This is a genomic window from Bacteroidota bacterium, assembly GCA_016711505.1.
In the GTDB taxonomy this organism is placed as follows: Bacteria; Bacteroidota; Bacteroidia; order AKYH767-A; family 2013-40CM-41-45; genus JADKIH01.
Window position 1 is genome coordinate 187,846 of record JADJSV010000020.1, and the last position, 23,536, is coordinate 211,381.

The 23,536-nt window shown below is 37.1% G+C and carries 21 protein-coding genes; 14 read left to right on the forward strand and 7 right to left on the reverse strand.

Translation table 11 applies throughout. From position 1 onward, the window contains the following. Positions 1-99: 99 nt before the first annotated feature. Entirely contained in the window at positions 100-771 is a 672-nt protein-coding gene (locus IPL24_19265) for an alpha/beta fold hydrolase (protein ID MBK8365721.1), read from the reverse strand. Continuing rightward, on the reverse strand, positions 743-934 hold the full coding sequence (locus IPL24_19270; GenBank protein ID MBK8365722.1) for a hypothetical protein: 192 nt from the start codon (positions 932-934) through the stop codon (positions 743-745). Before IPL24_19270 ends, IPL24_19265 begins: the two co-directional genes overlap by 29 nt. Positions 935-1,137: 203 nt before the next feature. On the opposite strand from IPL24_19270, the gene IPL24_19275 reads away from it, so the two are divergent. Together IPL24_19275 and IPL24_19280 are read left to right on the forward strand one after the other, a co-directional pair. Continuing rightward, positions 1,138-1,851 (forward strand): hypothetical protein, encoded by a 714-nt coding sequence (locus tag IPL24_19275; protein MBK8365723.1) that lies wholly within the window; start codon positions 1,138-1,140, stop codon positions 1,849-1,851. After that, the gene (locus IPL24_19280) at positions 1,754-2,977 is read left to right on the forward strand and encodes an O-antigen ligase family protein (GenBank protein ID MBK8365724.1); all 1,224 of its coding nucleotides are present in this window, start codon (positions 1,754-1,756) and stop codon (positions 2,975-2,977) included. The genes IPL24_19275 and IPL24_19280 overlap by 98 nt, the downstream gene beginning before the upstream one ends. 15 nt (positions 2,978-2,992) lie before the next feature. On the opposite strand, the gene IPL24_19285 is transcribed toward IPL24_19280, so the two are convergent. From IPL24_19285 to IPL24_19300, 4 genes are all read right to left on the reverse strand, one after another. Beyond that, the gene (locus IPL24_19285; protein ID MBK8365725.1) at positions 2,993-3,733 is read right to left on the reverse strand and encodes a 1-acyl-sn-glycerol-3-phosphate acyltransferase; all 741 of its coding nucleotides are present in this window, start codon (positions 3,731-3,733) and stop codon (positions 2,993-2,995) included. A 26-nt stretch (positions 3,734-3,759) separates the two neighbouring features. Then, a complete protein-coding gene (locus IPL24_19290; protein MBK8365726.1) occupies positions 3,760-5,130 on the reverse strand; it encodes a hypothetical protein in 1,371 nt (456 codons plus the stop codon). A 266-nt stretch (positions 5,131-5,396) separates the two neighbouring features. Further along, complete coding sequence (locus IPL24_19295; GenBank protein ID MBK8365727.1) at positions 5,397-5,900, reverse strand: DUF4442 domain-containing protein; 504 nt, start codon at positions 5,898-5,900, stop codon at positions 5,397-5,399. 16 nt (positions 5,901-5,916) lie between these two features. After that, positions 5,917-6,930, reverse strand: a complete 1,014-nt coding sequence (locus tag IPL24_19300) for a nitronate monooxygenase (GenBank protein ID MBK8365728.1) — start codon at positions 6,928-6,930, stop codon at positions 5,917-5,919. Between the two features lie 215 nt (positions 6,931-7,145). On the opposite strand from IPL24_19300, the gene IPL24_19305 reads away from it, so the two are divergent. The 10 genes from IPL24_19305 (at position 7,146) to IPL24_19350 (ending at position 21,187) form a co-directional block, all read left to right on the forward strand. Then, positions 7,146-8,909 carry a long-chain fatty acid--CoA ligase gene (locus IPL24_19305; protein ID MBK8365729.1) on the forward strand — a complete coding sequence of 588 codons (1,764 nt, stop codon included), beginning with the start codon at positions 7,146-7,148 and terminating at the stop codon, positions 8,907-8,909. Between the two features lie 24 nt (positions 8,910-8,933). Next, a complete protein-coding gene (locus IPL24_19310) occupies positions 8,934-11,333 on the forward strand; it encodes a 3-hydroxyacyl-CoA dehydrogenase/enoyl-CoA hydratase family protein (GenBank protein MBK8365730.1) in 2,400 nt (799 codons plus the stop codon). A 14-nt stretch (positions 11,334-11,347) separates the two neighbouring features. Beyond that, complete coding sequence (locus tag IPL24_19315; GenBank protein MBK8365731.1) at positions 11,348-12,031, forward strand: toxin-antitoxin system YwqK family antitoxin; 684 nt, start codon at positions 11,348-11,350, stop codon at positions 12,029-12,031. A 24-nt stretch (positions 12,032-12,055) separates the two neighbouring features. Next, positions 12,056-13,231, forward strand: coding sequence for an acetyl-CoA C-acyltransferase (locus IPL24_19320; GenBank protein ID MBK8365732.1), 1,176 nt, complete (start codon positions 12,056-12,058; stop codon positions 13,229-13,231). A 30-nt stretch (positions 13,232-13,261) separates the two neighbouring features. Next, positions 13,262-15,049 carry an acyl-CoA dehydrogenase family protein gene (locus IPL24_19325; GenBank protein ID MBK8365733.1) on the forward strand — a complete coding sequence of 596 codons (1,788 nt, stop codon included), beginning with the start codon at positions 13,262-13,264 and terminating at the stop codon, positions 15,047-15,049. Positions 15,050-15,329: 280 nt separating this feature from the next. Continuing rightward, on the forward strand, positions 15,330-17,903 hold the full coding sequence (locus tag IPL24_19330; protein ID MBK8365734.1) for a T9SS type A sorting domain-containing protein: 2,574 nt from the start codon (positions 15,330-15,332) through the stop codon (positions 17,901-17,903). A gap of 127 nt (positions 17,904-18,030) precedes the next feature. Beyond that, positions 18,031-18,423, forward strand: a complete 393-nt coding sequence (locus tag IPL24_19335; protein ID MBK8365735.1) for a hypothetical protein — start codon at positions 18,031-18,033, stop codon at positions 18,421-18,423. A 101-nt stretch (positions 18,424-18,524) separates the two neighbouring features. Continuing rightward, positions 18,525-19,967, forward strand: a complete 1,443-nt coding sequence (locus IPL24_19340) for a carboxypeptidase-like regulatory domain-containing protein (protein MBK8365736.1) — start codon at positions 18,525-18,527, stop codon at positions 19,965-19,967. Continuing rightward, positions 19,964-20,746 carry a TonB-dependent receptor gene (locus tag IPL24_19345; protein MBK8365737.1) on the forward strand — a complete coding sequence of 261 codons (783 nt, stop codon included), beginning with the start codon at positions 19,964-19,966 and terminating at the stop codon, positions 20,744-20,746. Before IPL24_19340 ends, IPL24_19345 begins: the two co-directional genes overlap by 4 nt. Positions 20,747-20,860: 114 nt before the next feature. Then, positions 20,861-21,187, forward strand: coding sequence for a heavy-metal-associated domain-containing protein (locus IPL24_19350; protein MBK8365738.1), 327 nt, complete (start codon positions 20,861-20,863; stop codon positions 21,185-21,187). Positions 21,188-21,194: 7 nt separating this feature from the next. Here IPL24_19350 and IPL24_19355 read toward each other — a convergent pair whose 3' ends face one another. Then, positions 21,195-22,838, reverse strand: coding sequence for an amidohydrolase (locus IPL24_19355; GenBank protein ID MBK8365739.1), 1,644 nt, complete (start codon positions 22,836-22,838; stop codon positions 21,195-21,197). 152 nt (positions 22,839-22,990) lie between these two features. On the opposite strand from IPL24_19355, the gene IPL24_19360 reads away from it, so the two are divergent. Together IPL24_19360 and IPL24_19365 are read left to right on the forward strand one after the other, a co-directional pair. Then, the gene (locus tag IPL24_19360; protein ID MBK8365740.1) at positions 22,991-23,146 is read left to right on the forward strand and encodes a hypothetical protein; all 156 of its coding nucleotides are present in this window, start codon (positions 22,991-22,993) and stop codon (positions 23,144-23,146) included. Beyond that, entirely contained in the window at positions 23,143-23,520 is a 378-nt protein-coding gene (locus IPL24_19365) for a hypothetical protein (protein ID MBK8365741.1), read from the forward strand. Before IPL24_19360 ends, IPL24_19365 begins: the two co-directional genes overlap by 4 nt. Positions 23,521-23,536 lie beyond the last annotated feature (16 nt).

Sequence of the window (23,536 nt, forward strand, 5' to 3'; positions counted from 1 at the left end):
ATATGGAAAAGATTAAAACCTGAATATTTATATGCATGAAATGATAGAAATTGAGTTGCTGTAAGAAAATTTTACAACCTTGAAAATAATCAAGTTCATTTAATTTTCAAGGAAAGCATTAATTTCTCTCAGTAGTAAATTTCTTTCATCGATCTGCGGATTATGCCCGGAGTTTTCAAACATTATAAATTTTGCTTGTGGGCAGAATTTTTTATATTCAAGAGTTAATTTTGGATTGCACATTCGGTCATACCTTCCCGTCATTATCAATATTGGCATAGGAAGATTTATTAATTCTTTTGTGACATCATAAGTTGCAGCATCACCACTAAGTGTGAAATCGCCATCTGCGCCAACTATCTGATAATATACTCGATGGTTAAAGCTCACTTGGCAACTGTCAGGAAGATCAAATGTATTGTCAGTGCAATAACCATGAACAAAATTCAATGGAAACTTTTCATATAATTCATAATGTATTTTATCCGATGAACGATATCCTTTTTCTCTTAAAGCCAGAACAGCGTCCCAGACTTCAGGCATTTGATTTGAAAATATGTAATTGTATTCATCATTAGTTTCCTGCCACATTTTTCCGCTATATAAACCGCTGACGATAATAAGTTGTTCGACATGTTGCGGAAATTTTATTGCATATAATTGTGCAACCAGACTTCCGTAAGAATGACCTAACACATTTATTTTTTCATATCCAAGCGTTTTGCGGATAGCTTTCCAGATGTCAAACATCGCCTTCAATAGAATATTCAATTGGTGAATATGCAGTATCAGATTTTCCTCTTCCGAAAAAGTCGATAAAGATCAGCGTGGATGAATCACTCAATCCATCATAACTATGCATATCTGCATGCGATGAACCCGGTCCACCATAATAAGAAACAAAGGCTTTCCGTTTCCAAAAGATTCTATCCATAATTTATGTCCATTGGCAATAACAAATCTTCCGGAAGGTTTTAGAATTGATTTTTCATCTTTTGAATTGCATCCTGAATTCAAAATATAAAATGCCAGGATAATTAAGATGTAAGATGTTTGCTGTTAATAAAAAGTCATACTTTAAATTCTGACAGTTGCAATATTCTTCGAATATACATACAATTCCATTATATTTGGCCAATGAAGAAGTTGATTCTGCCCAACATTTTATTTTTAATTCTTCCTCTTTTTGGTTGTGCATTGATCTATTCGGATTCGATCATCGATAGTGCACTTATTCCCCGCTTCTTATTTTCTACACTGTGGTTTCTTGTGGCTGCAATATGGTTTCTGGCCCAGGTCAAAAGAGGAAGTCAATTTGCAATTTCTATAGTTAATCCTGTCTCGATATTGTTTCTGATCTGGTTAGTTTCAACCCTTATTTCAGGAATGAATGCTCTCAATCAAACTGAGTTTTTGATTGAAGTCCAGAAAGTATTTTTATACTTTTCTGTTTACATCGGGTTCACAGTGTTTTTAAGCAGAGAAAATCTCTTTGAGAAAGAATTGTTTCTAAAAGTAGTTTTATCACTGGTCTCTTTGTTGTTGATGATCGGTGTCTACCAATACTATGAATATAATTGTAGCCTGACCAGCAGAGGAATGACGAAAGTATCGGCATTAATGAATAACAGGAATTTGTTTGCAGAGTATCTTGGACTTTGTTTACCTTTTGTTTTTTGTGGATGTATGTTGCTAAAGAATGCATGGAGAATCCTGGCTGTCGTTTTAAGTCTTTTTTTCACTTATAGCAATTATGTTACTATTTACAAGATCTGTATATGTTGCTGCTTCTGCGGCAATGTTCTTTTCAGGTCTTTTGTTTCTTTTATTGAAATTGAACCAGGGATTTAAAATCGCAATTTCAGGAAAATCTAAAATTGTTCTGCTGGTTTCTTTAGTTCTGATTGGAACTATTGCCGTCAAGTTAAACCGGCAATCTGACGGAGCAATAAAGGAACGAATATTGTCAGTGTTCGAATTCGATAAAGGCAGCGCCGGCGGACGTATTAAAGTATGGAAGATCTCAGGGCAAATGATCAAAGACTCAGGTTTTTTTGGAGTGGGAGCCGGAAACTGGAAGATAAATTTTGAATCATATGGATTTAATCAGAATGGCGAAATCTTTACGACTGAACCACTCAACGATTATTTGGGAATCTATTGTGAATCGGGATTGCTTGGCTTTATTGGATATGCAGGAATGATCGTTGCCGGAATTTTTCTACTGATAAAAAGATTGTTTCTGTGTAAAGACAAAGTTGATTATTTTGAGTTTGCAGTCTTAACTTCATTAATAACCTTTGCAATAATTTCCTTTTTCAATTTTCCGAAAGACAGGATAGAGCCTTCAATAATGATGTGTTTCTTACTTGCATTTGCTTCGATTGGTAATTCTGATAAAAAGGAATATGGTTCAAGAAAAATAATCGTAGGTATTACATTGGTTTTAATTTTAATCAGCACATATAATCTTTGGGCATGGACTGAGCGCTTTCAGGCAGAACAACATCTGGCAAAAGCTTTACAAGCACGCGAAAATCAGCAATGGGGGACGGTAGTTCGTGAAATAAATAAAGGCAGGAGTAAATATTACAGTTTAGATCCGACTACAACACCAATGAACTGGTATAGTGGGATTGCTCATTATTCACTGGGAGATCTGGAGTCAGCACACAAAGATTTTAAACTGGCGTATGCCGAAAATCCATTCCATCTTCATGTAATAAATAATCTTGCAACTACAACTGCAATGAAAAATGAAAATGAAACTGCAATTAATTTATTTGAAGAAGCTCTTGCTATCAACCCGCTTTTTTATGATGCTATTTATAACGAAGTTGCTGTCCTCTATAAATTGCAACGATACGATGATGCATTAAAAATTTTAGATACATGGAAAAGACGTCGTGAACCGAAGGTGCGGGAGTATATCAAGCTTATAAAAGAAGCTAAAGGAAAAAATCAATTGCGAAATTGAATTGTTGAATCACCTTTAGATATTTCCTTTAAGATGTTTTTTCATTTCTGAAATAACTTTCTCTTTCAATGCCGGTATATCATCCTGTGTCATTCCTTTTGTTGAAATAGGCTCCGACCATACGCAATGTAGAACACCAGGAGATAATTCAATTGGGCGCATTGGAGAAAGTAATTTGCCTGTATTCAAAAGTGTAAGTGCAGCAATTGGAACCTGCGATTCTATAGCAAGACGAAAAGCGCCATCTCTGAAATCCAATAATGGTTCGGAACTTTTATTTCTCGTTCCTTCAGGGAAAATAAAAACTGAAATTCCTTCGCGGATATTTTTCTGCATATTCTCCATACTTTTTGCGCGGGCATATTTATCTTTTCTGTTAACTGAAATATATAGATTTCGAATAATATATCCCATTAACGGAATTTTCGTCAATTCTTCTTTTGCAAGATATTTAAACACATGGTCAGTTGCAATAGCATCAGCCGGAATATCCAGTTGCGATAAATGATTTGCAATAAAAACATAAGTTTCTTCCTTTTTCAGAAGATGTTTGTTTTTTATTTTCAGGCGGATACCAAAAAAGATAAAAAGCGTTCTTGCCCAGTTTCTTGATACATATTTATGTGCGATTCCTGCTGCTTTTGACTTGTTTGCAAAAGTGAAGATAGCGAAGTAGCAAATTATAGCAATGAACAGAGTGATAACAAATATGATCAGGCCATAAATACCCCAGATCGCTTTTAAGATTCGGATCATGATTTTAATATTGAATTTTCATTTGATCAGTGCGCAAGTACGACATTATATTTTAATTGCAGACCTTTTTTCCAATGTTGATTTACATAATACAATGTATCAGTTGAAAATTCAGCATGATAGTTCATGCCCGGAGCGGGTAGTGGAGAAAATTCAGCTATACCGGTGAAATTTTCATTATTCAGTTCAACGATTCTTGCAATCCTTTCATCGTATGTTTCTGCAAACACTTTTGTAACGCGGTATTGCTTAATGTTTTCATAAAAAAGATAGATTATTGAAAAGAAGAAAGCTATAGATGAAATTTTTAATATGTGAGATTCCTTTTTGAACAACATACCTGTCAGAGTGAATAAAATGGCAAAAGAGATCGTTAGAACTAAAGTTATGATCAACAAAGCTCTTGCCGGACCAGTCTCACCAAGTATGAAAACTGTTGGGAACAGGCAGATAAAAATTGCAGCAAATGTTAATAGAAGAATGACGAAAATATTTCTAATGATGGCATATGTCTTGTTCTGTAACATTTCCTGAATGTAGAATCCAAAGGCAATCCATGGTAATCCAAAAATAACAAATAAATGTATTTTCGAAGGGATATACTGAATTAAGATCTTTCCAAAAGAACGAAACAGAATTTCACATTTTTGAAAAAGTGACAAGGATGGTAATAGTGCATTTCTATGAAAAGTTCCCGGTGAAAGGGTAGAAATTAAAAAAGAGGCAAAGATCAGAATCATCATCAATAACAAACTTCTGTTTTTTGAGCTGGCTTTGAACACTTCAATTCCCTCTGAACGGATCTTGAAAGTTACAAACAGAAGAGAAAACAAAATCATCAGGACAGCAAATGATTCGGAAGCACTTCCGATATACAGAGAAGAGAAGATAAGCAATGCAGGTGTGTAAAATCTTTTTTTATTGTTCAGATATAGGTTGACGAGGATCAATCCGAAGATAATACTCCACACATATGTCGTGACACTTATAAACCAAAACCAGTTTTCGCCGACGGAAAATGCACATAAGACAAGCGAAGCGATAATGAGTAATGGTGGGAAGTCGCTGTTAAAATCATTTTCGTCAACATCATACCAATTGTAAATTTTGTAAAAAAGAGAGGAGAGGATTAAATACAATGTAGCAAATGTTAAAATGAAAAATCCCGCAAGAAAGTATTTGAAACCTGAGAGTTTTAATAACATCAGACTTACAAAATGACTCAGCCAGCGTCCACTGAAATCAGTATACTGAAATATCATTCCACCAATTGCCCCAGCCGATTTTTCCAGAAACAAAAAATAATAATCATCCGCAGCAAAACGCGCGTTAAATGATAATATCACCAGCAACAGCAGAAGTAAGATTGTGAAACTGTATGTGAAGCCTTTGAACACTTTTTTAACTAATAACTAATAACTAATAACTAATAACTAATAACTAATAGTGAGTAATGAAAAAATATTTTATTTTTAAAGAAGGGTTGCTTGATCATATTTATTTTCACTTTTACTTTTCACTTTTCACTTTTCACTTTTCACTTTCTTCTTTTCACTTCATTCCACTTCATTCCACTTCATTCCACTTCATTTCACTTCATTTTACTTCATTTCACTTCACTTCACTTCATTTCACTTCATTCCACTTCATTCCACTTCTTCATTCAAGCCGTCCGTACTTTATTCCACTTCTTCAACTGCCAGTTGATCTCACCGGTACAGATGTGGTTTTTGTCTGTGTCGTAAACATCAACTTTCATTAAATAAAATACAGAGTCCTGAGTTTTTAATGGAGTGAAAACATTTTGTTCCAGCATTTGTGGAGTAAGGTGCAGGATAACAGATACATTTTTCTTTGCCTGAAAATGATATGTCATCTTCATTTCTTTCATAATTATTCTCAGATCATCTCTTCCAATAACTTTTATTAAAGTCAATCCGGAAACAAATTCGGATAAAGTTGCAAGTGCACATGCATGAATTCCATTAATGTGATTCCTGTTGATTCTCCAATAGGGAAGTTGAATGTGAAAGCCATCTTTGAAAACCTCAAGTATTCTGAATCCATGTGGGCGATTAAAAGGAATAGAATAACTAAGAACGAACTGCAGAATTCTCCTGCTAAAAGCAGAGCTTTCAGCCTTTAACATCAGCTTTTGAATTTTCATATCAGATGATTAATTGTCAATTTGAAATTTGATTCTGAACTTTTAAATAAGCTTCATAAAATTCTTTCTCGATCTCGCTCACGATTTCTTTTATTGGCTGAATTTTCTTGACAAGTTCTACCGTTTGACCTGCACACCAAAGATTATTGTAATTACCCGGCTTAACGGCATCTTCAAGCCAGTTAAATCCACGTCGCTGGATGATCATCTTAAAAAACTTTTTGGTCCGTGGATTATTACTCATCCATTTTTCAAACCAGTTTTGTTTCGTTCCAAGCTTTTTGGCGAAATCAGTATTTATGATAGTACAAGGTGTCCCGCTGATTCTTTCCGTGAGCACAATGTCTTCCATATGTGAATTAATGATCGCCTCTTTGTATTCTTTTGAAACAGTTGCTTCTGTACTAGCTATGAAACGGGTTCCACTGTAACCTACTGCAGCACCTGCAGCAATTGCACTGAACAAAGTTGAACCATTTGCTATTCCTCCTGCTGCAAGAATTGGTACGTTAGGAAATTCTTTTCGCAGAGCCTGGATTAGCATGCTAACAGGATAAGGTCCTGCATGTCCTCCGGCTCCTTGTCCGACGGCAACAAATCCATCGCATCCCAGATCAGCACATTTTTTTGCATGGATCAGATTAGTCACATCACAGAAGACTTTTCCGCCATATGCATGTGCACCTTTAATTGTTTCCTCCGGATTGCCAAGAGAGGTGATGAAAACGGGAACTTTCTTCGAAAGGCAGATTGCCAGATGCTTTTGAGACCATGGATTTGCTTTTTGTACTATGATATTTACACCATAATTTCCTTGTTGCCCCGATCTGCCGGCCATGAAATTGTTCAAATCGTCTAGTACCCCTTCCAATTCACCTTCATTTCTGAAATTCAATGACGGGAAACAACCTAAAATTCCTGCTGAAACCGCTTCTTTTACCATTGGTACTGTAGTCACTAAAAACATAGGCGCCATCACTAATGGAAAACGGATATTTAGTGCCTCTGTAAGGTTGTTTTTGAAATTCATTTCTTTTAGACAATTTAATTTACAAACCTAAGTTTATTTGTTGGTAAAAGTCCTGATTGAAATGTAGCTTTTACAGTCGAAATTGTTAACAAACGCTGAATAAAAAAAATAGATTTTTAGCTCAGGAACGGCTAAAAACTATACTTTGGCACACATCAGAGCATCTCAATCGGGACCCAAAAATAAGGTCTCCGATTTTGTATTGATTATAACACATGGTCAACGTTACCCGAATATTTGACATTCCACGACGTCAGAAAGAAAAGTTCGCAACAAGTGAATCTTTATTAGGCAAAATAGATGGTGCCTGGAAGGCCTGGTCAACAGACGACTTCATTGAACAAGCAAACCAGATTTCAAAAGGTCTTACTGAATTAGGTATCAAGAGAGGTGATGCTGTTGCAATGATCTCTGCTAATCGTCCTGAGTGGAATATCATGGACATTGGCATGCTTCAGGCAGGAATCGTAAATGTTCCGATCTATACTACATTATCTGAACCTGAAATTGCATTCATACTCAACGATTGTAAAGCGAGATTAGTAATTGCAGGAGACCGGTCTTTATACGATAAAGTAAATGCTGTCCGTTCAAAAATTCCGACGTTGGTTGAAATTTATACCATCGATTCAATTCCAGACATTCCTAACATTAACGATATTATTTCAAAAGGAAAAAGTTCAGGAATTGATGTGAATGAAATGATGAGTGTAGCAGAGCCAGGTGATGTTGCAACTATTTTGTATACCAGTGGCACAACAGGAACTCCTAAAGGTGTAATGCTGACGCACGATAATATCGTCAGTAATATATTATCCAGCGAACACTTGTGCCCCGTTGGCCCCGGCGATCGCGCATTGAGTTTCTTGCCTCTATGCCATAGTTATGAACGGATGTTGACTTACCTCTACATGTATATCGGTGTGTCGATCTACTATGCAGAAAGTATTGAAAAGATCGGTGATAATCTGAAAGAATTGAAGCCACATGTATTTTCTACGGTTCCTCGATTGCTTGAAAAAGTTTTTGATAAGATCGTAAACAAAGGAAAAGAACTTACAGGAATAAAACACAAACTATTTTTCTGGGCACTCGATCTTGGATTGAGATATGAGAAGGATGGAAAAAATGGTGCCTGGTATGAACTGCAACTGAAACTTGCCAATAAATTGATTTTTTCAAAATGGCGTGAAGCGCTTGGAGGAAATGTAAGAGTGATCGTTAGTGGTGGTGCCGCCTTGCAACCACGACTGGCAAGAGTTTTCTGGTCAGCCGGAATAAACGTTTTAGAAGGATACGGTCTGACAGAAACTTCACCGGTAATTGCTGTCAATAATCTTGAACATAGAGGTAGTGCCTTCGGAACTGTTGGTCCGGTAATAAAAGGTGTAAAAGTAATGATTGCAGAAGACGGTGAAATCCTATGTAAAGGCCCGAATGTGATGAAAGGATATTTTAATCGTCCGGATCTGACAGCAGAAGTTATAGATGCCGATGGTTGGTTTCATACCGGTGATATCGGGTGCTTCATTGAAGATCATTATTTAAAAATTACAGATCGTAAAAAAGAAATTTTCAAAACATCAGGCGGAAAATATGTTGCACCGCAGGCTTTGGAAAATAAATTTAAAGAGTCGCAATTCATTGAACAGATCATGGTACTTGGTGAAAATAGAAAATTTCCATCTGCATTGATCGTTCCTGATTTCGCACATTTGAAAAAATGGTGCGAGATACATAATATCTCTTATTCTGATAATCAGGATCTGATTCGGAAACCCGAAGTAATAGAAAGAATTCAAAAGGAAGTCGAAATCTATAATGCAGATTTCGGTCAGGCTGAACAGATAAAAAAATTCTCTTTACTACCTAACGAATGGACAGTAGATAGTGGAGAACTTACTGCAACCCTGAAACTGAAGAGGAAGATAATTAATGAGAAGTATTCTTCTTTGGTTGAAAAAATGTACTCAGAGTAAAATAATTTGTCCGACAACAACTTTATGAAAAGAAATATTAAAAAAGTTACAGTTCTGGGAAGTGGAATAATGGGTAGCAGAATCGCTTGCCATTTTGCAAACATTGGAACAGAAGTACTTTTACTCGATATCGCACCAAAGGAATTGAATGAAGAAGAAAAGAAAAAAGGTTTGGCTCTTGATTCTTCACTTGTAAAAAACAGGATTGTCAATACGGCACTTCAGTCTACTCTAAAAGCAAATCCATCTCCCATCTATAAAAAATCTTTTGCCTCAAGGATTCGCACAGGAAATTTTACAGATAACATGAAAGACATTGCCTCAAGTGACTGGATCATTGAAGTGGTGATTGAAAATATTGATATTAAAAAATCTGTTTTTTCTGAAGTTGAAAAATACAGAAAGCCCGGAACTCTGATCACTTCAAACACATCAGGAATTCCAATTCATCTGATGGCTGAAGGAAGAAGTGATGATTTCAGAAAGCATTTTTGCGGGACACACTTTTTTAATCCGCCACGCTATTTGAGATTATTGGAGATCATCCCAACAGCAGAAACAGATCCCGAAGTAATTGCATTCCTTGAAAATTACGGGGATGTATTCCTTGGTAAATCGACTGTGATCTGTAAGGATACACCGGCTTTCATCGCAAACAGGATAGGAGTTTACTCTATATTGTCGCTATTGCATCTGGTAGAAAAAATGGGACTGACAGTAGATGAGATCGACAAACTTACCGGACCTGTTCTGGGCCGACCGAAATCTGCGACTTTCCGGACAACGGATGTTGTTGGATTAGATACGATGGTGAAAGTCGCCAATGATGTTTATGAACGTTGTCCTGATGATGAGGCACGGGCTGCATTTAAATTACCTGCGTTTGTCCAGAAAATGGTTGAACAAAAGTGGTTCGGAGATAAAACTAATCAGGGTTTTTATAAAAAAGTTAAAGGAGCAAACGGTAAAAGTGAGATTCTTACACTGGATCTTAAAACGTTTGAATATGTCCCTAAATCAAAAGTAAAGTTTGCCACACTTGAGCAGACGAAAACGATAGATAGTTTTAAAGAGAGAATTAAAATTTTATTTAAAGGAAAAGATAAAGCCGGTGAGTTTTATCGTGAATCTTTTTGTTCTCTCTTTGCATACATCTCAAATAGAATTCCGGAAATTTCGGATGAACTTTATAAAATTGATGACGCAATTTGTGCAGGCTTCGGCTGGGAAACCGGTCCGTTTCAGATCTGGGATATTCTTGGTGTTGCAGAGGTTGTAACATTAATGGAGCAGTTAGGTCACAAACCTGCAGCTTGGGTGAAAGAGTTTGTATCAAAAGGAAATAAAAATTTCTATCAGTATAAAAACGGACAACAATATTATTACTCAATTGACGGAACCTATAAAGTAAAACCGGGTTCAGAGAATTTTATTTTGCTGGATGCGAATCGTGAAAAGATAGTATGGAAAAATCAAGGAAGTACACTAACGGATATTGGTGATGGCGTATTGAATCTTGAATTTCATACAAAGATGAATACGATCGGTGGTGAAATTATTCAGGGAATGAACACAGCAATTGAAACTGCAGAAAAGGATTTCCGCGGATTAGTGATTGCCAATGAAGGACAGAATTTTTCTGCAGGTGCTAATCTCGGAATGGTTTTTATGCTTGCTGTTGAACAAGAGTTTGACGAAATCGATATGGCTATCCGTGCATTTCAGAATATGAACATGCGTGTTCGCTATAGTAGTATTCCTGTTGTGGTTGCACCACATGCTCTCACTTTAGGCGGGGGTTGCGAAATGTCGTTACATGCTGATAAGGTAGTGGCTTCAGCTGAAACCTATATCGGAATGGTTGAATTTGGTGTCGGACTTATTCCCGGCGGTGGTGGAAGTAAAGAATTTGCCGTTCGTGCTAGTGACGCTTACGTAGAAGGTACGATCGATGAGTTGGTGATGAAAGATTTCTACATGAGCATTGCAATGGCAAAAGTATCTACCAGTGCATGGGAAGCTTTCGATCTTAAGATCCTGAAGCCCGGACACGATGAGGTTGTACTCAATCCATCGCGTGTAATTTCAGAAGCAAAACGAGCTGTAATAGAAATGTCGGTTGACGGCTACACCAAACCGGTTCAAAGAAAAGATGTAAAGGTTCTTGGTAAAAATGGTCTTGCAATGTTTTATGCAGGTGCCAATTCAATGCAATCCGGAAATTTCATTTCGGAACACGACCAGAAGATCTCACGAAAACTTGCATATGTTTTGTGTGGCGGAGATCTGTCTGCTTACAGTTATGTTTCTGAACAATACCTCCTCGATCTGGAACGGGAAGCATTTTTATCATTGTGCGGAGAAAAGAAAACACTCGAGAGAATACAAAGTATATTAACCTCCGGTAAACCATTAAGAAATTAACAATCATCAATAATATGATACACGCAATTTATAAGTTATTCATCAACCGAAAGACACAAGTGTTTTTACTGCTTGCGCTGTTTCCGGTTTTGCTCTTTTCACAAGGTTCGGAAGAGAAACCAAAATATGCGCCGGGAAAAGAAAAACACCGTAATAAAACTGATGAGATCGGCCGCAAACAAGGACAATGGATGTTCTTCAATACTTTCGGAGATAAGATCGCAGAAATTGATTTCGTCAACGATGTAAAAGAAGGCATTGAAAGAAAATTTTACAGCTACGACAAGCCTCGTGAAGAAACAGAATATTTAGCGGGTGTAAAAGATGGTGTTTATACAAAGTATTTTTTCTCCGGACAGGTTCAGCTCGAAGGAGCTTATAAAGATGGAAAGAAAGATGGCAAATGGACAAAATATTTTGAAGACGGTTCAATTCGTCAGGATGGTGCATATAAAAATGGAAAGAAGGATGGTGTGTGGAAATCCTATAGTCGTAAAGGTGTTGTCGTCGGACAAGCGACTTATAAGGATGGGGTGAATGTAGAAGAACTTGAAGCAGCAAAGAAGAAAGCTGATGAGGAAAAGAAGGCTGCGGAAAAGAAGGCTGCTGATAAGAAGGGCGGAATTCCCGGAGCTAAACCGGGTACACCACCTCCGGGAAATACACCTCCTAAACCGGTTGATCCAAAGAAGAAGTAATTAAATTTGTAAAGGAAATTTGAAATGAATGCATATATAATTGCCGCTCATCGAACAGCAGTAGGTAAAGCTCCTAAAGGCGTTTTCAAAAATACCAGACCGGATGATCTGGCTGTAGCAGTTATTAAACATCTGCTAACAGTCGTACCTCAACTCGATAAAGAACAAATTGATGATGTGATCGTAGGGAATGCAACACCGGAAGCTGAGCAAGGATTGAATATCGGAAGAATGATCTCATTGATGGGACTTGATACAGTTAAGGTTCCCGGAATGACTGTGAACAGATATTGTGCATCAGGATTAGAAACAATTGCAATTGCTTCTGCAAAGATCCATGCCGGCATGGCTGATTGTATTATTGCAGGCGGTGTTGAATGCATGTCACCTATACCTTTTGGCGGATGGAAAATTGTTCCTAACCTAAAATATGTTCAGGAGAAGCCGGATTATTATTGGGGAATGGGCCTGACTGCTGAAGCAGTTGCAAAAGAATATAAAGTCTCAAGAGAAGATCAGGATAAGTTCGGATTGGAATCTAATATGAAAGCAGTTGCTGCTATCAAAGATGGAAAATTCAAAGATGAAATAGTGCCCTTCAATGTTCAGGAGATTTATCTTGATGAAAAAGAAAAACGAAAAGTCCGTGAATTTATAGTTGATACTGATGAAGGTCCACGCGGAGATTCTACTCTTGAAAAAATGGCAACACTTAAACCTGTGTTTGATGCAAGGGGATCTGTTACAGCCGGGAATTCTTCGCAGACTTCAGATGGAGCTGCATTTGTCATAATCGTCAGTGAAAGAATGTTGAAGCAATTGAATGTTAAACCAATTGCACGTCTTGTAGATTATGCTGTGGCAGGAGTAGAGCCACGGGTAATGGGCATCGGACCGATAGAGGCAATTCCTAAAGTGCTTAAACACGCAGGAATGAAATTGAAAGACATTCAGCTGATCGAATTGAATGAAGCATTTGCATCGCAATCGCTTGCAGTAATGCGTACACTGGAAATTGACCAGTCGATCGTCAATGTAAATGGTGGAGCAATCGCCCTCGGACATCCATTGGGATGCAGCGGTGCGAAATTATCTGTTCAACTTTTTAATGAGATGCGACGTAGAAAGCAGAAATATGGTTTGGTCACAATGTGTGTTGGGACCGGACAGGGTGCTGCAGGCATTTACGAGTTATTATAATATTACTGAAAAATCTATAAAAGAATACAAATGTTAGATACAAAAAAATCGACAAAAGGTGGAGAATTCCTTATCAAGGAAACATTAGCGGGTGATGTTTTCATTCCTGAGCAGTGGACTGAAGAACAATTGATGATTGCTCAAACTTGTCAGGATTTTTTGGAAGCGGAAGTTTATCCTAATCTTGATCGAATTGATGCGCAGGAGGAAGGATTGATGCAATCTATTCTCGACAAAGCAGGAGAACTTGGTTTGCTTGGTATTTCTATCCCTGAGCAATATGGCGGATTCGGAAAAGATTTTACAACAGGAATGTTGGCTACAGAAGTTTTAGGTGCCGGTCATTCTTTTTCTGTTGCTTATGCTGCTCATACCGGAATCGGCACATTGCCAATTTTGTATTATGGAAATGAAGCACAAAAAAGTAAATACATTCCGAAGTTATCCAGCGGAGAATGGAAGGCTGCTTATTGTCTGACAGAGCCAAGTAGTGGTTCAGATGCCAATTCAGGAAAAACGAAAGCTGTGTTATCTGCGGATGGAAAAAATTATATTATCAACGGACAAAAAATGTGGATCACCAATGGTGGTTTTGCAGATGTGTATATTGTCTTTGCAAAAATTGATTCAGATGAAAATCTTTCTGCATTTATTGTTGAGAAAAAATTCCCTGGTATCACCCTGAATCCTGAAGAACATAAAATGGGAATCAAAGGGAGCAGTACTCGTCAGGTATTTTTCAATGATTGCGTAGTTCCTGTTGAAAATATGTTGAGTGAGAGAGGAAATGGATTTAAGATCGCTGTAAATATTCTGAATCTCGGAAGGGTGAAACTTGCCGGTGCTGCTATAGGCGGATCAAAACGTGTAAGTACCCTTGCAATCGGATATGCAAACGAACGTCAGCAATTTGGGCGACCAATTGCTAAGTATGGAGCTATCCGTTTTAAACTGGCTGAGCAGGCAATCCGGATCTTTGCATGTGAATCTGCAATTTTTCGATGCTCACAAAATATCGAAGATGCAATTAATGATCTGATCGCAGGTGGTATGGAAGAAGGTCGCGCCAAGTTAAAAGGCGTTGAACAATTTGCTGTTGAAGCCGCCATTTTAAAAGTTCATGGTAGTGAAGTTTTGGATTATGTAGTGGATGAAGGTGTTCAGGTTTATGGAGGAATGGGTTACAGTTCAGAAGGACCTATGGACCGTTCGTATCGTGATTCAAGGATCAACAGGATCTTTGAAGGAACCAATGAGATCAACAGAATGCTCATCGTAGATATGATGCTCAAGCGTGCAATGAAAGGTGAGCTCGATCTGCTGGGTCCTGCAACAGCAGTTGCGAATGAATTAATGTCAATACCTGATTTTGGTTCAGGTACCGGAGAGCTTTTCGAAGAAGAAAAAAAATATATCGCTAATTTCAAAAAAGCCGTTCTTCTTGTTGCCGGTGCAGCAGTTCAGAAACTTATGATGGAACTTGCAAAAGAACAGGAAGTCCTCATGAATATCGCTGATATGATGATCGAATTATATGTTTGTGAATCGATCCAGTTACGCGTTGAAAAATTAGTAGGCATTAAAGGAGCAGATGCCTGCAAAGAACAAATCGAAATGATGCGGGTTTATATCAACGATGCATCAGATAAGATCAACAAATCAGGAAAAGATGCTATTGCTTCTTTCGCAGAAGGCGATGAGCAAAGAATGATCTTAATGGGATTAAAACGATTTGCAAAAGTAGCACCACTAAATGTTCGCGACTCCCGCAGATTAATAGCAGCAAAATTGTTGACGGAGAATAAATACTGTTTTTGATTTGTCCGCTGTCAGACGAAATTAGGTCAAAGGTCAAGGGTCAAAGGTTAAAAGGTGAATTAGCACCATTACCTTTGACCCTTGACCTTTGACCTGATTCACACTTTCCACTATGAAAAACCTTGAATACTGAGGCACACTTTTTCACTTCTTCCGGAAAGAAAATTAACTTTTACTCTCAAAACACGGTAAAAATGACCTTTTCTTAACGATTTTCCAACCCAAAATTAATGTGATTTTACTTGAAAAGAACTAACTTTGCCAATAACTTTCTCCACAAGTGCTGAAAAAACTACTATTTATACTTTTTTTGATATCATGCAGCAGTAGCGATTTTTTGCACGCTCAATATTATGAGAAAGCATACGGCGAACGGAATGACCGGGAAGGTGTGTATTTCCAATCTGTTTCAAATGGGTATATTATTGCAGGTACTGCACTTGATACAACTTACAATACCCGTGGATATTATATCTTAAAGATTGATAAGAGAGGTCAAAAGGTTTGGGAGAAGCAATATTCAGATGCATTCAGTGCCTATACATATGGACTTACTGTTCTTGATAATGGAAACATTGCTATTGTAGGTACACACGCAGGTATTTTTTATACTGCACTTGCCGAAGTTTTACTGCTCGATTCAATGGGTAATTTTCTGGGTTCTCAGACTTATCCACCATTGGATGGATGGGGAACAAGTGGAGTAGGCATTGTGAAGACTGATGACTCGTCTGCTGCAATTACAATTTACACAGATGGTTTTATCTCTACAAATTACTATAGTATCTACCGGTTGAATCAGGATCTTTCTCCACGATGGACTGAATTCGTTGGTTATGATGGATCGCTGGTAAATAATCACAGCATGATAAAAAGTGCGACAGATGATTTTTTCTCACTCGGGTATTATGACATGTACGTTTATGGTCCGCAGTTACAATTTCAGGTATCAAACATTCGTAAATTTGATGCAAGTGGAAATCTGCAAATAGATTCACTTTATGATTTTCAAATACAGACAGTATCAATTTCTCCGACAAATGACGGCGGGTGTATTGTAGCAGGGAATCATGACAACAGCGGACAAACAGATATTTTTCTCATCAAACTGGATGCAAATGGTGAAGTTAACTGGACGAGTGAATTTGGTTCTGCTTTGAATGAAAACACAGTTCAGGCAATGCAGACCGTTGATGGTGGTTATGCTGTTATAGCTACAGTGCCAGATCTGATCTTGTTAAATCAGCATGATATTGTTTTTATTCGTTGCGATGCCAATGGCGATAGTATTTCGAGTAAACAAATGGGATCCACTCTTAATGAAACTGCTTTACATCTGGAACAAACGCCTGATAGTAATTTTGCTATACTTGGAACAACAACAGGTTACGGACCTAACAGGATCTATTTTGCCATTGTTGATTCTTTGGGAAATACTCCATCTGAATATACCATTTCCGGAACAGGAAGATATTTTTGTGAAGGAGATTCACTTACTCTTACCATAAATCCATTACCGGATCCGTCTGTGCGTATTAGCTGGTCTTGCGGTGATACTCTTCCTCAGATCTCAGTAAGAACTACCGGAAGTTTCTTTGCTACTCTTACCGATACGTCAGGAAATGTTACTGAAACAAATATTTATTCTTGTTTTTTTGCAGAAACGCCACAAGTTTCTATCGGATCTGATACCATGGGTATATGTGAGTCAGCGGAACTCTTGAACTCATTCCAGGCTGATTTTACAATACAATATCAATGGTACTTGAATGATACACTTATTCCGGGAGCAACTTCTGAAAACTATAAACCTACCGGAAATGGAAAGTATATGCTGATTGCAACAAACTATTGTACTGCTGACACTGACATAGTTTTTATAGATTCAATTTATTCTAATCCGCCTGTTCCAATTCTTGTTTCACCTTCTATCGATTATGTTTGTGCGGGTGATAGTTTAAGAATTTCGGTTGATGTTGATTCAACAACTTTGTTACAATGGTATGGTGCCGATGATTTTAATTGGTATGTGATAAATGGCGAAGTTGATTCAGTTTTTTATGCTACCTACGATGGAGTCTTTTTGGTCAGTGTTACTGATGTAAATGGTTGTGTAAATTATTCTGATCCTAAACCTGTTGCATTTGATAATATTCCTGCTTTGGTCAATTCTAATGGACCTCCGGCTTTTTGTCAGGGTGGCGAAGTAGAGCTTTCAACTGAACCTGGTAGTAATTTCTTATGGTCAACTGGAGATACAACTTCATTGTTAACAGTGAATACAGCAGGAAATTATTTTGTAAGCTATATTAATCAGTATGGTTGTCAGAAGAACACAGATACTATTTCTATAACCATTCTGCCAAGTCCTTTCGTTACGATAGGTCCGGATACAACGGTATGTAACGATGATATCTATGTTCTCGATGCAGGTCCGGGTTTCAATAATTATTTATGGAGTATGGGAACTGTTTCCCAATCGATCTTCTTAATTTCACATGGCATCGGTATAGATACACAGGAAGTTTTTGTTTTCGTAACCGATACCAATGGATGCACAAGCAGCGATACTGCACAGGTAATCTTTGATATTTGCATTAGTGTTGATCAGGTGATATCCGATGAAAATATTTATTTGTACCCTTCCATTTTACATTCCGGAGAAACTATCAGTGTTCATTCTGACCGATCTGAAAATACTTTCTGGTTATATGATATGACAGGGAAATTAATTTACCGTAAAGACTTTGAGAACAGTTTGAATGAAGTTCTCCAATTCCCTCAAGGATTCTATGTCTATCGGATTCAAACCAAGGACAACCGATTTAAGGTTGGAAAGATGATTATTCAGTGAAAAATGTACCTGTGCTTTTAGGCTAATATGATTTTCCTTGAATTTATTACCTTTTTACTGCATAACTGTGTAAGTTCATTCCCATTTTTCTTGGAGTTCTTCTGAAATTAGTAGTAACTTTGGTGAAATGAAATTTCTGAAAAAATCCTTCGTGGTATTTATTGCAATGCTGTTGCTGGTTTCATGCAGTGGGGTATTTGTAATGATCCATACTTGCATGGGTTCTAAGAAAACAGAAGTTACATTTTCTGATAATCATAAATGTTGTAGCAAAAAAAAGAAGTCAGTAAATTCCTGCAATATTGAAAGAAAGTGTTGTAATGTAGATTATCAGTATCATAAGTTAAGTGTAGTTTCACTTCCGGCGGATGACCAAATAACTCCGGATCTTTTCATATCCGAAACATCGCTGATCAATTTTAGTTTTAATACGAATGAACATTCAGTAAAACAAATTGATCATTCTCCGCCTTTATTAGTACAGGATTTTTCTATTGAATTTCGTCAGCTCTTGATTTGAGATTGTCCATTTTTTAATTTTTTATTGTTTAATGATTTTACTGAAAAACTTCGTGTTTTCATTCAGGAAATCAGATTATATAAAATTTAATTTATAAAAAAATGAAATTCAAAATAATTGTATTTGTTTTTCTTCTGTTTTCATACGCAAATAATGTGACTGCCCACAACCTCATACGAGGCAATGTTAGTGAAGCAGGAGAGAAGAAACTTCCGGTTGCCGGAGCAGGAATTTATTTTCCGGGCTTAAATGCAGGCACTGTTACAGATTCAGCCGGAAATTTTGTAATAGACGTGCATGCTAATCTTCCATTCAAAATGGTTGTGAGCATGATTGGATTTAAACCGGATACACTGTTAATTACAGATATCAGTTTTAAAACGATTTCTCTTTCTAAGAATAAAGAATTAAAGGAAGTTGAAATAAGTGCAAAACGGGAAGATTTGATGATCTCAACAATGCAACCGATCAACACTCAAAAAATAACGGAAGGTGAATTACTCAAAGCAGCATGTTGCAATTTGTCTGAAGCATTTGAAACCAATCCCACTATCAATGTTGCATATAAAGACGCAGTTACAGGAGCAAAAGAAATACAACTCCTGGGTTTATCCGGAATCTATTCCCAGCTTTTAACTGAGAATATTCCAAACATGCAAAGTATAGCAGGAATATATGGACTAACTTTCATTCCCGGTCCATGGATGGAATCCATTCAGCTTACAAAAGGAAGTGGTTCAGTTTTGAATGGCTATGAATCAACAACAGGATTGATAAACGTGGAATTCAAAAAACCTTTAGAAAAATCCACACCGAAATTCTATCTCAATTTATTCTCCGATGAAAAAGCAGCAATGGAGATAAATACTTTTTACAAGAAAAAAGTAAGTTCAAAAGTAAGCACAATGTTATTAGCACATGGCCGCTATATGAATACTGCTGATGACATGAATGACGATGGATTTATGGATATGCCAAAAGGCAAGCAGATCAACTTGTATAACAGATGGCAATTGCAAGTCGGACGAAGAGTTGAAATGCAAGTAGGAGTGAAATTCCTGGCAGATTATCTCAACGGTGGACAACTCGATGCAACTGAAAGTCATGTTCATGTTGTAAATCCTGGACAACTGTACCTAACTAAAGTAGATACCAAGCGGGGCGAGGCTTATGCAAAATTAGGAATTGTTTATCCTAAGCGACCTCAGATGAGCATTGGAAATATTGCCCAGTTCGTTTATCATGACATGAATTCTAATTTTGGTTTAAAGACTTACGATGCAACTAACCGGTCTTTCTTTTATCAGGGAATATTTCAGAATTATTTTATAAAAGAAAAACATCAGTATAAAGTTGGATTCACCTATAAGATGAATGAAGTGAATCAGTTTTATTTGGGTGATAATTTTGAGATCATAGAAAATATTCCGGGCGTCTTCTTTGAGTATACTTACAGTACTCTCAATAAATTCACCATGATTCTTGGAGCAAGGAAGATTATCATTTTGAAGATGACTGGGTGCTTACTCCCCGTATCCACTTGAAATATAATTTCACTGATAATTCTGTACTACGACTCAGCGCAGGAAGCAGCTACCGTAGACCATATTTTATTGCTGATCATATTTCAATTCTGGCAACCTCCAGGACCATTGTCCTGAATGATAAAACCAAAGCTGAAAGAGCATGGAATTATGGCTTAAATTTTACACAGAAGTTTGTAATGAACGAAAAAGATTATTCGTTTTCATTCGATGCTTACCGGACAGACTTTTCACAGCAACTTGTGATGGATGTCTATTCGGATTCAACACAGATCAGTTTTTATAATCTGGAAGGAGAATCTTATAGCAATAGTCTTCAGGGAGCATTCACAGCAGAATTAATAGAGAATCTTGAACTTCGTCTTGCATATAAATTTGATGATGTCAGATCTACTTACAGAGGTGTATTACGTGAAGTACCTTTAGTTACCAGAAGCAGGGGCCTTATGAATTTGTCTTATGAATTAAAACAGCGCCATTGGAAGTTTAACTACACACTTGTTTACGAAGGACAGAAAGCATTACAATTTGTTTACTTACCTGAGAATGGAAACAGAGATACCCGCTCTCCGGATTTCTTTACAATGAATTTCCAGGCAACAAAAGAATTCAAAAGATTTGAGATCTATGGTGGTGCAGAGAATTTATTGGATTTTAGACAGAAAGTTCCAATTATAAACTCAACTGATCCTTTTGGTGATAAATTTGATGCAACAAATATCTGGGGACCGATTGCAGGGAGAAGAGTTTATTTAGGATTGAGGTTTTCTATACGATAGTTTTTTAAAAGTGAAAAGTGAAAAGTGAAAAGTGAAAAGTGGCGCTTGGCAGCATTCAGGATAATTGTCAAGGCTGCGGAGAATAATTGAAGAAAAATAAAAATAGAATAAAAAATGAAAAAACTCCTTATACTACTTGCTTTTATCATTTCGACAAATGTAAAAGCTCAAACTGATTCTCTCAGTATAAAAACATCAGCCGTTTGTGAAACTTGTAAAGAGACCATTGAGCGCGATCTATCTTTTGTGAAAGGAATTATCAGCTCGTCGCTTGATTTGAAAACTCATCAGCTTTCGGTTGTATATGATTCAAAAAAAATTGATGCGGATAAGATCAGAAACGAAGTTGCGAAAATCGGTTACAATGCGGATTCAGTTAAAGCCGATCCGAAAGCCTTCAAGCGACTTCCGGAGTGTTGTAAAAAACCTCATAACGAATAAAGACTGATTATTTGCCAAATACTTTTTCGCCGTTTAAATAAGTAGCAACGACTTTAGTATTTGGTATTTCTTTCTCATCAATCTTCATGATATCCTGATCAAGGATCACAAGGTCTGCAAATTTGCCTTCCTCAAGTGATACTTTTTCTTCTTCTTCGAAATTAGCGTAGGCCGCCATGATCGTCATGGCTCTGAGAGCATCTTTTCTTTTTATTCTTTCTTCAAACAAAAATCCGCCGTCAGGAAAATCTTTCAGATCGCGTCTGTAAACGGCAGCATAAAATGTATTCAATGGATTTATTGCTTCTACAGGGAAGTCTGTACCAAAGGCCATCATACCCATCGCTTCATCTTTCAATGATTTGTAAGCATACGCATATGGCATTCTTTCTTTTCCAATTCTTTCTTCTACCCAATACATATCGCTTGTTGCATGCGTAGGCTGAACAGAAGGAATGATATTACTGGAAGCAAATAGTTTTCTGTCCTTCTCATCAACGATCTGACAATGTTCTATCCGCCATCTTTTATTATTCTCAGGGCTCAGATGGTCTTTGTAAATATTCAGTACAACTTTATTTGCTGAATCACCAATTGCATGTGTGCAAATTTGAAACCCATTTTCGAGAGCTTCATCAGCTAGATCAGACATATACTTTTCTGAATAAAGCATAAAACCATAATGACCTTTCTGATCTGAGTATTCCTGCTTCATACATGCTCCACGAGACCCAAGTGCACCATCTGCATATATTTTAATTGACCTCACATTCATTCTGTCACTTTTGTATGGACCATGCTCAATGAAATGTTTGATGGAAGCAGGGTCATTTGAGATCATTGCATAGATCCGCATTTTCAGCTTTCCTGATTTTTGCATATTGTGCAATGCAATGATGGTGTCTTTTCCAAGACCGGCATCGTCAACCGTAGTTAGTCCTACGGCAAAACAATTCTCCTGAGCTTTCATAATTGATTCCTCAATGAGCTGATCTGAGAAAGGCGGAATTTTATTTCTCACTTGTTCAATGGCATTATCGATCAATAGTCCGGTAAGTTTTCCGTTAGCCTGTAGATATTCACCTCCTGTTACTTTTGAATCAATAGTTATTCCGGCTAGTTTTAATGCAGCTGAGTTACAAAGAGCAGCATGACCATCAATGCGCATTAGAAAAACAGGTTTGTCAGGAAACAAACTGTCGAGCTTTTCATTTGTCGGATATTCTTTTACTTCCCAATCGTTTTGATCCCAACCACGACCTAATTCCCATGAAAATTTATTCGTTGCAGAATATTCCTGCATCCTGACAATAATTTCATCAAATGAATTTGTTCCATAGAGATCGCATTTTAAAAGATCAGTTCCGTAACCGTAAAAATGACAATGTGCATCAATAAATCCCGGATAAACCGCTTTGCCATCAAGGTCTATTTTTTCTTTTGTCGTATACTCTTCTAATAAATCAGCAGTCGAGCCAATTGCAACAATTTTCCCGTTTTTAATAGCAATTGCTTCGACAACTGAAAATCCATTGTCAACAGTATAAATTTTTCCATTATAAAGGATCGTATCTGCTTTTTTTTCAATGTGGCAGGATGTCAGGACGGTAATAATCAAGAAAAGCGCCGTCGAAAGTGATAAATTTTTCATAGTTTAATTTGTTCTGAGTGCAAAGTAAATAATATCTTCGTAAGTAAATAAATCCCTATATATGATCCATGACAATCTAATTGAATTGAAATACCCGATAGGTAAATTTGCTGATCCGGGAATACCTACATCAGATCAGATCAAGAATTACATTGAGTTCTTCATCTAATGATTTTGAAAGAACATATTTTCATCCTGAAAGCCAGAAGGAATTCAAATTATATACTGCTACTGCATTGTATGCCTGGCATGGAAAGCATCACCTTGGACATTTAAGAATAATTAACAATCAGTTTAAAGCAAGATGAAGAAACTTCTCTTATTTGCAATTCTATGCTTAAGTCTCCCGGCATTTGCTCAGGAGAAAGATGCTGAATCGAAAATGAAACAGTATTTTTTGGTTATACTGACAAAAGGACCAAACCGAACGCAGGATTCTACTACTGCCAGTCAAATTCAGGCGGCTCATATGAAAAATATCGGCAAGCTCTATGAAGAAGGTAAGTTAGATCTGGCAGGGCCATTTATGGATGATGGCGACTGGCGTGGAGTTTTTGTATTCAATGTTCCTACTCAGGAGGAGGTTGAAAAATTACTTCAGACAGATGCTGCTATCAGTTCAGGTAGATTGAGTTATATCATCCATCCATGGTATTCGCAAAAAGGGGCAATGTTACGGTAAGCATGGACAATGAAGA